At 49.8% G+C, this 12929-nt stretch carries 11 protein-coding genes, 1 tRNA gene, 1 pseudogene and 1 riboswitch; of the genes and pseudogenes, 7 read left to right on the top strand and 6 right to left on the bottom strand.

Annotated elements, in window-relative coordinates; all coding sequences use genetic code 11:
• Positions 1-389 precede the first annotated feature (389 nt).
• The 3 genes from HQ50_RS00155 (at position 390) to HQ50_RS00145 (ending at position 2105) form a co-directional block, all read left to right on the top strand.
• Positions 390-466, top strand: a tRNA-Met gene (locus HQ50_RS00155).
• Positions 467-716: 250 nt separating this feature from the next.
• Positions 717-1226 carry a hypothetical protein gene (locus tag HQ50_RS00150; RefSeq protein ID WP_018965942.1) on the top strand — a complete coding sequence of 170 codons (510 nt, stop codon included), beginning with the start codon at positions 717-719 and terminating at the stop codon, positions 1224-1226.
• Positions 1227-1430: 204 nt separating this feature from the next.
• A complete protein-coding gene (locus HQ50_RS00145) occupies positions 1431-2105 on the top strand; it encodes a porin family protein (RefSeq protein WP_235317885.1) in 675 nt (224 codons plus the stop codon).
• Positions 2106-2205: 100 nt separating this feature from the next.
• Here HQ50_RS00145 and thiH read toward each other — a convergent pair whose 3' ends face one another.
• The 5 genes from thiH to thiS all read right to left on the bottom strand — a co-directional run bounded on the left by thiH (position 2206) and on the right by thiS (position 8143).
• Positions 2206-3318: a 2-iminoacetate synthase ThiH gene (gene thiH, locus HQ50_RS00140; protein WP_039427455.1), complete on the bottom strand. Its 1113-nt coding sequence runs from the start codon at positions 3316-3318 to the stop codon at positions 2206-2208.
• Positions 3319-3330: 12 nt separating this feature from the next.
• Positions 3331-4110, bottom strand: coding sequence for a thiazole synthase (locus tag HQ50_RS00135; protein WP_039427454.1), 780 nt, complete (start codon positions 4108-4110; stop codon positions 3331-3333).
• A gap of 58 nt (positions 4111-4168) precedes the next feature.
• Positions 4169-6112, bottom strand: coding sequence for a thiamine phosphate synthase (locus HQ50_RS00130; protein ID WP_039427444.1), 1944 nt, complete (start codon positions 6110-6112; stop codon positions 4169-4171).
• The gene (gene thiC / locus HQ50_RS00125; protein WP_039427441.1) at positions 6109-7872 is read right to left on the bottom strand and encodes a phosphomethylpyrimidine synthase ThiC; all 1764 of its coding nucleotides are present in this window, start codon (positions 7870-7872) and stop codon (positions 6109-6111) included. The genes HQ50_RS00130 and thiC overlap by 4 nt, the downstream gene beginning before the upstream one ends.
• Before the next feature lie 70 nt (positions 7873-7942).
• On the bottom strand, positions 7943-8143 hold the full coding sequence (gene thiS, locus HQ50_RS00120; RefSeq protein WP_005873774.1) for a sulfur carrier protein ThiS: 201 nt from the start codon (positions 8141-8143) through the stop codon (positions 7943-7945).
• A gap of 91 nt (positions 8144-8234) precedes the next feature.
• Positions 8235-8346, bottom strand: a riboswitch (TPP riboswitch).
• 306 nt (positions 8347-8652) lie between these two features.
• Between thiS and HQ50_RS00115 the strand changes: the two genes are divergently transcribed.
• The 3 genes from HQ50_RS00115 to HQ50_RS00105 all read left to right on the top strand — a co-directional run bounded on the left by HQ50_RS00115 (position 8653) and on the right by HQ50_RS00105 (position 11225).
• Positions 8653-9165: a hypothetical protein gene (locus tag HQ50_RS00115; protein ID WP_039427438.1), complete on the top strand. Its 513-nt coding sequence runs from the start codon at positions 8653-8655 to the stop codon at positions 9163-9165.
• Positions 9166-9263: 98 nt separating this feature from the next.
• A complete protein-coding gene (locus tag HQ50_RS00110; RefSeq protein ID WP_039427437.1) occupies positions 9264-9986 on the top strand; it encodes a hypothetical protein in 723 nt (240 codons plus the stop codon).
• Between the two features lie 246 nt (positions 9987-10232).
• A complete protein-coding gene (locus HQ50_RS00105; RefSeq protein ID WP_235317884.1) occupies positions 10233-11225 on the top strand; it encodes a hypothetical protein in 993 nt (330 codons plus the stop codon).
• A 429-nt stretch (positions 11226-11654) separates the two neighbouring features.
• Here the strand turns inward: HQ50_RS00105 and HQ50_RS11910 are convergent.
• Positions 11655-11705, bottom strand: a pseudogene (locus tag HQ50_RS11910) (hypothetical protein); the annotation flags it as partial.
• A 4-nt stretch (positions 11706-11709) separates the two neighbouring features.
• Here HQ50_RS11910 and HQ50_RS11905 point away from each other — a divergent pair.
• Positions 11710-11901, top strand: a complete 192-nt coding sequence (locus HQ50_RS11905) for a DUF1661 domain-containing protein (protein ID WP_369794152.1) — start codon at positions 11710-11712, stop codon at positions 11899-11901.
• Positions 11902-12929: the final 1028 nt, after the last annotated feature.

Here is a 12929-nt window from a genome sequence, read left to right as displayed (position 1 = left end):
ACATTCTGCAGAGAAGCTTTTAAGATGAATCTGTAACTGTCTCGGAGTACGAATCGGTCGCCCGATTTCCTTTTTAGGAGGTCGGGCGACTTCGTTTTTATCGCTTTGTAAGGGTTGGTATATAGTTTATCCCAGAATTGTCATTAGGATGAGTTTCTAATGGCGGTCATTAGCAGGGCAACCGCATCAAAATGTAAGTGCCTGATTATCAGTTATATTTTTGAGCGTATTCTTTATCTTTGAGTATAACCTCCAAAATGCAATTATCTGAAAATTAGCAACTTGTATTTTCTCGAAATTTTTGATGCGATTGCCCTGAAAAAAGGGAGGGGATGTCTTGCGCATGTCAAAAAAACGTCTACCTTTGCACCGTCTTAATCAAGGACGATGGCGAGATAGCTCAGCTGGTTAGAGCGCATGATTCATAATCATGAGGTCCCCGGTTCAATCCCGGGTCTCGCTACCAAACGAAAGAAAGCATGCCGAGACCAAGCATTTCTGCATGCTTTTTTATTATTTACCTCCAAAATCATTAAGCAATAGAAGCTATACGCGTCTTCGAGGGACAGGAGATGAGGTACATTGTTCCATGCCACAATCCAGTAATGAATGGGAAGTACCGGTATAGACATCCAATAGGGTGAGAGAAAAGCCGAACAGTCTAAATTGAATTTTGGCTTATATTTGCCGGCACGTTCACCAAAAAACGAACAAATATGAAAATGATGAAACTTACAGTCATGTTGCTGGCTCTTTTGTCCGCACTGGCATTCTCGTCTTGCAAGAAAGACGATCCGACAACGCTCGAGAAGACCCAATGGGAAAGAATGATGAGCGGAGCAGAAATCAATCTGCTCAACGCATTGATGGATGGAGAGATCGACTCTGACGCTCAACTACCGGAATCGGCAAAACTGAGATTGGAGCTCGACTTTTTCTCCCAGACAGAAACGAACCTGAACGTAGATGTTACGATTACTCCGAGCATAACAGTCAAGATGAAGATGAAGATGCCTTATATGTACAATTCCTCCTCCAAGACTGTCCTGCTGCGTCTGTCCAAGAGCCAAATCATTTCCATAGAGCCGATGCTTCCGGCCTTTGAGGACATCGATTTGTCTGAAGCGGAAGATGTTACGGGTGTAGTCGACTGGAAAAACAAGACTATGAAGCTTGCATTGCAGGGAGACAATCATCCTATACCTCTCGAACTGACACAAAAGTAACAAGCCTCATCCCCTATTATCAGGAAGCCAAAACCGTAAGTTGCTACTATTCGGTTTTGGCTTCTTCCTTTTCTATTCTCTTCTTCCCAGAAGAGAGGGGGGAAGAGGCCCTTGTCTCAAAGGAAAAAAGATGTCCGTAATCGAAAAACCGTATATTTGGGACGGTTATTATTCAAAGAAGTCTAATATAAAACAGAAATGAAAATGAAGAAATTGATCTTGATCGCCGCTATGATTTTGGCGACTGTCGGTGTCCTTTCGGCACAAGGGAGAATAGCCTTTAGGGCAGATGCTGCTGTTGGTTTCAGTGCAGGTGATTATAAGGTGGAGAGTGTTGCTGATTTCGCCACTAAAAGCATTGTCGGTTACCGTTTCTCCGGTGGGATAGAAGCCCCGATCGGCTATGGTCTTTATGTTAATCCGGGCATTGCTTTCCACTCCAAAGGGATGAAAACGAATTTCGGTGAAGTTGGTTCTGCTGCGCTGGGATTGAGTTCTTTGAAAGCTCAAATGCACTACATCGAGATACCGGTTCATCTGGGTTATCGCTTGAGTCTGCTCAACTTGGTATCAGTTGCTGTACAGGCAGGGCCTTATTTATCCTATGCTATCAAGGGTGATGGTACTGCCATCAGGAAAGATGGTCAAGAGACGACTTTCGATATTTATAAAGAAGGTTTGAACGAGATGATCAATGCCAAACGTTTCGATGTCGGTCTCGGTGCTGCCGCCATGGTTGGTTACTCGAACTTTTATCTGCTTATCGGTGCGGACTTCGGTTTGATCAACACCGTAAAAGACATTAAACCGAAGACTGAAAATTTGGAGGCTACCCTGAAGAATACCTCTTTCCACGTAGGCTTGGGTATTCGCCTGTAAGGATTTCAAACAATAAAAACAAAAGGACAAAGGCTGCTTTCCTCGATTGGAGAGCAACCTTTACTCTTATAAAGAACCCTTCGTTGTGGCAGGAACTCTGTTACATGAAAGCATCCCAGTCTTTCCAAACGGGCTCGTAGCCAAGTCGGCGAAGATCGGCAGCCATTTCGGCCGGACTGCGGGCATCGTTGATGGTGAATTGCTCCAGATCGGCATTCTCTTCGGCATATCCTCCCGGTTCGGTCTTGCTGCCGGCACTGACCGAAGTAATACCGAGCGGCATCACGTGGTCTCGAAACTCACGGCTCTCCCGTGTGGACAGGCTGATCTCGGCATCTTTATCCAACAGGCGGAAGGCGGTAATGAGCTGTACCATACCGACATCGTCGATAGGATCTTTAGGCTCCCATCCGCCCGTGGCAGGACGCAGACGCGGCAGTGAGATGGAGAACTTACTCCTCCAATACGTCTGCTCCAGATACCGCAGGTGTAGAGCCGTGAAAACGGAGTCCACACGCCAATTCTCCAGTCCCAGCAGTGCCCCTATGCCGATCTTCTGCATATCGGCACGGCCGATTCTGTCAGGAGTCTCCAAGCGATAGCGATAGTCCGCCTTTCGTCCGGCAGGGTGATAGGTGGGGTATGCCCGCTCGTTGTATGTCTCCTGATACACATAGACGGCTCCGATACCGGCTTCATGCAGACGGGCATATTCTTCCGTGGTCAGGGGCTGAACTTCGAGCGAGAGTTGGGAAAAGAGCGGACGCAGCCGCCGCGTCATTTCCTCATAGTAGCTGGCCGGAGTGGCTTTCTCGGACTCTCCCGATACGAGAAGGAGGTGTTTGTATCCGAGCCGAAGGATCGCATCCGCTTCTCGATCCACCTCTTCGGAAGTGAGTCGGCGGCGATGGATTTTGTTCGACCGGCTGAATCCGCAGTACACACAGGCATTACTACAGATATTCGACAGGTAGAGGGGGATATAGAGCTGCATCGTGCGGCCGAATCGCTCTACCGTCAGTGCATGCGCCTGCCGGGCCATCTGCTCCAGATAAGGGATGGCTGCAGGCGAAATAAGTGTGATAAAGTCTTGGATCGTGCGGCGTCGGTGTGCCAACGAACGCTCCACATCGGCAGCTGTAGCATCGGCCAAGAGGTTACCCACCCGCTCCCAAGTATAGGGGGAGGCGTGCAAGTGATCATAGAAAGTCATATTCCGCAGGAATTATTTCAGATTGAGGAAAGAGGTAAAAGGCGAACTGGCTTCGGCTTCGGAGCGGACGCTGCCAAGTTTGGCTTCGAAAGCCATTCGACCGGCTTCTACGGAAAGGCGGAAAGCCGTTGCCATGCTTACGGGGTCTTCCGCCACGGCTATGGCCGTATTCACCAGAACGGCATCAGCTCCCATCTCCATGGCTTCTGCCGCCTGGCTGGGAGCACCGATACCGGCATCTATGACTACCGGCACACGGCTCTGTTCGATGATGATGCGGATCATCTCACGAGTTTTCAGTCCGCGATTGCTGCCGATGGGAGCACCCAGCGGCATTACCGTGGCCGCACCGGCTTCTTCCAGATGCTTGCACAGCACGGGATCGGCCTGAACGTACGGAAGAACGATAAAGCCGCGACGTACCAACTCCTCTGTGGCACGAAGCGTCTCGATGGGGTCAGGAAGCAAATAGCGGGGATCGGGATGTATCTCCAACTTGAGCCAGTTGGTTTGGAGGGCTTCCCGTGCAAGCTCGGCCGCCAGAATGGCTTCTTTGGCGGAGCGGACGCCCGAAGTATTGGGCAGAAGGGTGATTTCCGGATGGCGGGCGATGCGACTGATCATGTCGTCTTCGTTGCCGCGGCCGATTTCCACACGTTTCAGGGCAACGGTCACCATACGGGATTGCGATGCCAAGGCCGCAGCCTCCATCAGATCGGAGGAGGCAAACTTACCTGTGCCGACGAATAGGCGCGATTCAAATGTTTTGCCGGCAATTTGTAATGTTTCCATTAGATTTTTTTCTGTTTATCAAAAGATGATCGTTCGATACGGGAGGGAGATCATCCGATTAGTTCTTTTTTATTTTCCTGATAAGGCTGCCGCTCACGGCAATGCCTCCTATGCCACAGTCGCGAATGAGGGGAATGTCCGCATCCTCTATACCACCGATGGCAAAAGCTGGCAGTCGGATACCCTCGGCCTGCATACAGGAGGCAATGGCTCGGTAGCCTTCGAGTCCGAGGACGGGAGCCAAACGCTGCTTTGTCTCCGTATAGCGATAGGGGCCTATGCCCACATAGTCGGTTCCTTCGGCGTATGCTCGGCGCACATCCTCCATCGTGTTGCAAGTGCGTCCGATGATCTTATTCGAGCCGAGGATGCGACGTGCTTCGGCTATCGCCATATCCTCTTTGCCCAAGTGTACGCCGTCGGCATCCACCTGACGAGCTATGGAGACACGGTCATTGACGACAAAGAGTGCTCCATGGCGACGACAGACGGTCTTGACGGCATGAGCCGTGCGAAGCATCTCTTCGTCCGAAGCCTCCTTCATCCGAAGCTGTACCCAGCGCACACCCATACGGCAGACGGCCTCCGCTTCTTCGAGTTCGGACAGATCGGGCTGACGGTGCGTGATGAACTGCAAATCTATTTCGCTCATCAGCCGGACGACCGGATCGGCAGGCAGGTCTTTGTGCATAGCGAGCATGCCCGAAGCACTCTCACGTAGTCGGCTGACGTATAGCTGTGCCATCCCGGCAGCCGTAAAAGGCTCTTGTCCCAGAGCCAAAGCAGCTGCAAAAGCAGTGCTGTGGGCGCAACCCGTCCCATGCTTCTCCGTACCGCTGCGTAAGAGCCGGAGAGCTTCGCATCGACCATCGTAGACGATCCGATCCGTTATGACCGATTCTTCGGCATGCCCCCCTTTGAGTACGAGCCCAACACCGCTACTTCGATGGAAGTGGAGCAGGGCCTCATCGTCCGGTTCGCAGCCCAAAAGGTGGCGAGCTTCGGGAAGATTCGGCGTGATGAAGTCTATTCGGGACAAAGCCGTTATGTCTTCGAGACTGAAACGATCCGTTTGTCCCACGGAGCTGTCGGCCGAAGCTCTGAGTACGGGATCCCATATGATCCGAATCGAGGGGAAAACCTTTTTCAGACAATCCACTACGAGAGAGACGGTGTCCGAGTCGCGGATCAGGCCGATCTTGGCGACGGCAGGCTCCATCTCGACCGACAAAGATTCGATCTGCCGGATGATGTCTGCCGAATCCACCCATCGCTCCCCCCGATAGCTATCACTCCCCTGAAACGTAATAGCCGTGGCCACGGTATAAGCTCGCACACCCATGTTTTCGGCCGTCTGCACGTCTGCCGTGATGCCGGCTCCGGCTGAGGGATCCACTCCTCCGACACAGATGACAGCCGGCGTACACAATTCCTGCCAGCGCATCAACTCCCGGCCTTCGGCCAACCACACATAGCCGAGTGCAGCTGCCGAGGCAAAGCCTGCTCTACGGAGCTGCGGCAGACGATCGGGCGTAATGCCGCCCAGTGCCACCACGGGCAGATGGATCCGTCGCAGACGATCGCCCAACGAATCGGGGGAAAATTGTCCTGCATAGCCCACCTTGCACAGACTGTCGAACACGGGACTTAAGAAACAGTAGTCGAGCCGAAAGGGGAAGGACTCTATATCTTCTATCGTGTGGCACGAAGCCGATACCGTGCAGCCGTCAGGGAGCTGTGGCCGATCGGTCATGCCTTTCCAAATTCGTTCGGGCAGATGCAAACCGCACAGTCCGTAGCGGCCGATGAGCCGGGGATGGTCGTGTACCACTATTCTCCGGCGATAGCAGGCTGCCACGGTTTCGATAACCCACGAATAGTCTGCTTCGCCGGCACCGGGCAAGCGCAGGTGCAGCCGCTCCAAGCCTCGGTCAAAGAGGCGGTCGAGCAGCCCGATTTGCTCGCTCGTAAGCCTTTCGGGAGTGATCAGCCAGGGTTTCATTTGGAGACTGGCTCTTCGTTTAGCAACTTGCGGAAGTTCTTATTGGCACGCATGGAACAGAAATGTTCGCCACACATGGAGCAGAAATGCGCCTCCTTGTGGCCTTCGTCCGGCAGCGTGGCATCGTGGAATTGGATCGCTTTCTCTGGATCGAGCGAGAGGTGGAACTGATCCTTCCAACGGAATTCGAACCGCGCCTTGCTCATCATATAGTCGCGCCAGTACGCCGTGGGGTGTCCTTTGGCCAAGTCGGCGGCATGGGCAGCCAGTTTGTAGGTTACTACACCTTCACGTACATCTTCGCGGTTGGGCAGACCCAAGTGCTCCTTTTGCGTCACATAGCAGAGCATGGCCGTCCCGAACCATCCGATCTGTGCCGCGCCGATGGCCGATGTGATATGGTCGTAGCCGGCCGCCACATCGCTGACGAGCGGGCCGAGGGTGTAGAAGGGTGCGCCGTGGCAGGCTTCGAGCTGAATCTCCATATTCTCGCGGATCTTGTGCATGGGCACGTGTCCCGGACCTTCGATGATGGTCTGCACGTTGTACTTCCAAGCAATCTCGGTGAGTTCTCCCAGCGTCTTCAGCTCGGCTATCTGTGCGGCATCGTTGGCATCGTGGATACAGCCCGGGCGCAAGCCATCGCCGAGAGATATGGCTACGTCGTAGCGCGCAAGGATTTGGCAGATCTCTTCGAAATGCTCGTAGATGAAACTTTCGCGCTTGTGGGTGGTGCACCAGTTGGCGATGATAGAACCGCCGCGGGAGACGATCCCCGTGAGGCGGCGCAAGGTCAGAGGCACGTGGTGCCAGCGCAGACCGGCGTGGATGGTGAAGTAGTCCACACCCTGCTCGGCCTGCTCGATGAGCGTATCGCGGAATATCTCCCAGTTGAGCTTCGTCACATCGCCCTGCACCTTCTCCAGCGTCTGGTAGAGGGGTACGGTGCCGATGGGCACGGGCGAATTGCGGATGATCCACTCGCGCGTCTCATGGATATGGTCCCCCGTGGAGAGATCCATGACCGTATCGGCACCCCAGCGTATGGCCCAGACAGCCTTTTCCACCTCTTCCTCGATGGTACTGCTGATGGGCGAATTGCCTATGTTCGCATTGATCTTGACGAGGAAATTGCGCCCGATGATCATCGGCTCACTCTCCGGATGATTGATATTGGCCGGAATGATAGCCCGTCCGGCGGCAATCTCGTCGCGTACAAATTCGGGCGTGATCTTGCGTGGGATAGCAGCTCCGAGCGGCTCGCCCTCCTCGGCACGATAGCGCGTCCTGACCTGATCGATCAACTGATTTTCGCGGATGGCCACGAACTCCATCTCCGGCGTCACGATCCCCTGACGGGCGTAGTAGAGCTGCGTGGCGCAGCCGTCCTTGGCGGCACGGGGACGCGTGCACACATGCTCGTAGCGCAGCTCTTCGAGCGAAGTGTCCGACTGCCTCATCCGTCCGTATTCGGAGCTGAGTCCTTCGAGCCGCACCGTATCGCCCCGATCCTCTATCCACTGCTCGCGTATCTTCGGTACTCCTCGGTGCAGATTCACCTCATAGGAGGTATCGGTATAGGGGCCACTGGTATCGTACACGACTACATCTTCGTTTTTCTCACGTTCGCCGTTCTCCAATATGGTGTCGGACATTCGGATGCGTCGCATCGGTACGCGCAGGAAGGGGAAACGCTCTCCTTCGACATAGATTTTCTCACTGCCGGGCAGAGGGCCGGTCGTCACTTTGAATTCTTTCATATCAATGAGGTAATGGGTTTGGGGTTTTTACTGTTTTGAGACTATCGCCTTGAAGCTGAAGGTACGTCGGTCAGCCCCCATAGGTGGCCTGGATGATCAGGATCTCATCGCCTTCGGACAGACGGAAGTCCGGCCACGAGGCACGGGGTACGACTTCTCCGTTTACGGCTATGGCCGTGCGCTCCACTTGGATCCGCTCGGCTTCCAAGAGAGCAGCCAGTCCCATACCTTCGAGGCATGTGATCGGTTGGTTGTTGATAGTAACTTGCATTTGCGTGCTTTTGAGGGATAATATCTGTTCTTTCGCATGTGGCTGACCGTCCACAATGGGGTGCTTCTCCCGAAGCTGCTGGCACGCATAGTGTGTGTTCGATTCTACATCCCTCCGCCGGTATTATCCGGATCAGGTCTATGGGTATTATCTCAGCCTGCCCGTATCGCAATTCATGTCGGCAAGCACCCCCGTAGCGGTCTGTCGGCGGCAAATGTAGACATTCTTTCGTACAATCCGGAAAACACACCCGAGAAAAAGAGAAAAAAGACAAGGAGGGGGAATTCTTCTGCAACCCTCCGAGCAGAGTTTTGTTTTTGAATTGTCGGGATAAAAAAGGTACAGCAACATGTTATCTGCGAACAAACACCTGCTTTTTGCCATATACGGCCTTTCATGAAGAGATCCTCCCCACAAATAGGTATTTTTGATAGTTTCTTACATCCATATAAAAAATTTAGCCATCTTTGTGTTGATATAAATATTTAACCAATAAACAAATAAAAAAAATGAAGAAAAAAGAATTTGTAGCCATATTGGCTATTATGTCCGTTGTCTCTACTTCTTTTTTTACTTCTTGTAACAAGGAAGAAATCTTTGAACAGTATCCTTCAATAGGAAGAGCTCTTTCTCCTCAAAGGGCATACATAGAAAAGTATATTCCGGAGATGTTGAGTATCAATCAGGAGGATTTAGCCTCGTTTGAATCCAAAATGGAATTTCAATCTGAAAACACACTGAGCTCATGGAATCAAAGTATTATTGAAAAAAACTTTGATAGACAAAAAGCAAATGAAATTTTGCTAAAAATTTTCTCGTCGGGAACATTAGGAGAATCTACTTCAGGACTTTATTTAGTCACTGATAAAGGAGAATGGGTTGAGGTTGTAAAATCAAGAGACGAATATGTCAATGTTATTTATGAAAACAAAAAGAATCAATTTTGGGTAAGTGGATGCCAGGCATCAAATGGTGATGTATGCGTCTTGAAGGTTAAGAAAGGTTTCGTCATAATCAAATGATGGTCTATTTACAACAGCACCATCTTCAAAAGCTGCTATCAGCTTTTCTTTCAATCTTTCTTTTGTTTGGTTGTTCTTCATCCAAGGGAAGTGGGAAGATGGCGGAGGAATTTGTCAAAAAGAATCTCCCCGAACTATCTGCTTTGGAGCAGAGAGAGCGTATGGCTTTCGAGAAGAGTCTAATTTTCGATCAAGAGGGTAAACTCCAATCTTGGGACTCGGAGGTAATCAAAAAGCACTTTAGCAATGAAGAATCCGTGAGAATAACCCTAAAGCTGCTGACCCTTGCTGGCAAGATCGAGAACTCCGAAAGTGCGATTGTCGTAACATCCGATGGTCAATTCCTGACAGATGGAGACAAGAGCGAATCTTCTTTGCTCGAAGCATACACAGGCGAATGGGTAGCTCCCGACACAGTGGGAGTAAAGCCTTCCCTTTGGTTTTATTCGAGTGTGACATGCGGACATTGTACCGAGTCATTTCGCGCTATCAGTGGGTTAGCCGAGAAGATTCGAAGAGAAACATCGCTGAACGTTTTGTTTTTATTCTCGGATCGGCATCAGGCTATAAAAAACTATATCCAAAGTCCATTGTTCCCCACATTCGGCTTCGTCGATTTCTCGAATCAAATTCTCTGTGGAATCGATTCCGCCGCATGCGGACAAACTTTGGGAATAAAAAATACGGATGCTTTCGAAGAGATTTTTCCGCAAGTTTTCTTCGTGGAGAATAAAACGATCAAGAAAAACTTCGGCAATCCGTTTGATAAAAACGGCATCAAAAAAGAATTGACAGACTTTTTACATTCTTATCGAAACTAATATCGTATAGGTAAGCAACGTATTTTCCATTTTTACCAAGCGGCTCTGCAAGGGGAAGCGGCACGTATGAGAGATATGTCCGTCCCGAGCAGAGTCGCTTTTTCATGTGTCGAGCTTCTCGCATCTTGCCTTTGCATCTCCCTCCTATTGCACTTGTGCGAGGGGAATATGCACCCTGATAAATATGTATCTTAGCCGTGGTTGATATTAATGACTCCGAATTTGTGAAAAATAAATGATTGCAGTATGAAAAACAATTTTTACAGAAGAGGCTTATTGGCAATGAGCGTTTTTTTCCTCGGCGCATGCGTTCTTTTTGGGCAGAAAAACAGCGATAAGCAGGATGATCCGATCTTGCTTTATCCTCTTGGGACTACGTGGTATTACCACACAAGTGAAAAAACGAGTATGGACTCGCCTTCGTATTTCGGGTATATCCGCCATCGTGTCGAGAAGAATATCCAAATAGGCGAATACCAAGCTCAAGAGATACAAGTGGTTCATAAAGATTGGACAGGAATTGAGACCCCGATGGAGCCTTTTTACCTATATAGGAAAGGGGATAAGGCTTACGCTGTAGAGTCTGATGGCTTGCGACTGCTCTATGATCTCGCGGCAGAGGTTGGCGACGTCGTACCCCTTCCCGTCAACCAAGGTACAGCCGTCGAGGGCTTTTCTCACGGGAGGACAACGGTCATTGAAAAATCCACAATCAACGTCGATGGGCGCGATTTGGTTCGACAAGTTTATCGCCTGAATTATTATTTTGCGGAAGGCCCGTGGCCGGAGCAAGGTAAGCTTGTCGAAGTAATCCAAGATTTGGGCATTTTAGAGCTCAATGCCCAATATGAAAAACCCCTTCCTTATGGAATTATTGTGGATCATATCAATCCAAAACCGCTACTCCGATGCTTTTTCAGTGATGACTTCGAATACAAAGCCCCTTTCTGGGAGGAACGTCCTTGCGATGCTTATGGCATTCCGAACAGTTTGACCGCTTTGTCCGGTGAAACAACGCCTTTCAGCGTCAATCCGGAATACATACGCTTTGACAAAGAACATTCCGGCCTTACATACCAAATTCTGAATGCAAATGGTCTTCAGATACTCAGGGGTATCCTGAAAGGAGAAGAGAGCGAGATCAATATCTCTGCCCTACAGCGAGGCCTATACATCATACAGTGGCAAGAGTCTCATACAGGCCTGAGGCACAGTGCCGTCTTCTATAATACATTATGACCGAAACGGATTTCCGAATATATATTGACGAGACCCTGTACTCCTTGTGCAGGGTCTTTTTTCATGCCGATAGGGGGGGACGGCCGGTTGGCTTTTTGCATGAATCCTTTTCATCCACCGTCCGATTGGCCGTAAGAAACCTGTTTTTCATCTATCTCGATCACTGAACCACCCATTCGGCCATGGCGGTAGCACACGCAGAGATTTAAGGAATGATTGTAGGCTGTTTCTTGCTTCCTGCACGGATGCAAGAGAGTAGAAACACCCGTTTTTGCTCCCATCAACACACTTACTATCTGACATTTACAGACATTGAACGCAAGAAAAACGTATGCGTCGAAATCGGGTCTCTCTCCCCACTATTGCTACTCTATGCAACTCCTCGACCGAAGTTGTCACGTCACTCGGCACAACGTTTTTTAGCACACGTCACGCTCCAAAATTTTTCCGTTTGACACTCCTAAAAACGTGGCGTGGGAACTTTTTGGTTTTGGCGCGGAAAGCAAAAAATTCTCACGCCACAACGAAAAAAATCTCGTTCCATTTTCTCAGAAAACCCAAACCAAAATTCGTGTGTTTTTGGTTCGGATCGATGTGTCTGACGTGTACTGTGGTCAGAAAAAATATCATCTATGGAAAGAACCGAGAATTAACAAAAAAGCGATCCAATCATTGATGCGCTCTTCTATCCGGCACCCCCTCCAATCCATACGACTCCGGCAATAATCCCATATAAAGAGGTTGGGAGCATCGGCAGTCCCAAAAAGGATACCGAACACTCCCAACCAAGTATTATCAATCTCCGGTGCAGCTATCCTACAGAAGCGTAGTGTACCTGTCCGTAGCCACCCTATGCGGACTGCACAATGCCTGTATCACGAATAGGCGGATCGAACTTGTCTTATTGTTTTGCACCTGAGAAGCCTTGAACAAACAAAAAAACGACCATCAAATCGATTCCATTGGCCTTTTTCGGCTTGCTCCTATCCTTGGTATTATCTTCATGCGATGGAACAGACGAGTTTGTCAGATATTAAGAGAGCTTCATCAGCATTTATATTGATACAGATTCATTTGGATGGGCCATTGAAGGAAGACGACGGCAGCCATAGTTTCTATTACCTTTACTGTCAAAGCGAAGTAACAATAGTACAATAGAAGGAGCGCATCCCTTTCCTGCCCCACAAACGACATTGTGCCGAACTCCTCTCCCATGCAGTCCACGGAAGAGGCTCGGCACAATGCTTTTCAGTACACGTCACACTCCAAAATTTTCGTATTTGTGACGCCTAAAAACGTGGCATGGGCACTTTTTTGCTTTGGCGCGGGAACAATTAGAGAAAAGGGTATTAGGGTGAGGATTAAAGGTAAGTAGGTGGAAATGAGAGAGATTTGCAGTGTTTATTAACACTTTGCACAGAGGGTTAAAATGCAGAAGATGTGGATTTGTGTAGAATCCCGTTACCAAATCGTTAGCCTATTCCTCGAATGGTAACGAAGAGGCAGGAGGAGGTAACTGACGGAAGAGTATTCGGCATCTCTCCGTTCCTTTATTGCGGTGCTTATGCTTTGTATTACAATGTTTTGCATAGCTGAAAACGCTTCGGTAACGGGTAACTTTGCCCATAAAAACAGAAGCGTATGCAAAGAGACAAATTCAAGGTGTTGCTCTACCTGAAAAAGAGCGGAACGAATTTTTTTTGC

The sequence above is a fragment of the Porphyromonas sp. COT-052 OH4946 genome, assembly GCF_000765965.1.
Taxonomy (GTDB): domain Bacteria; phylum Bacteroidota; class Bacteroidia; order Bacteroidales; family Porphyromonadaceae; genus Porphyromonas; species Porphyromonas gulae.
This window is presented reverse-complemented; position numbering and strand designations above follow the sequence as displayed.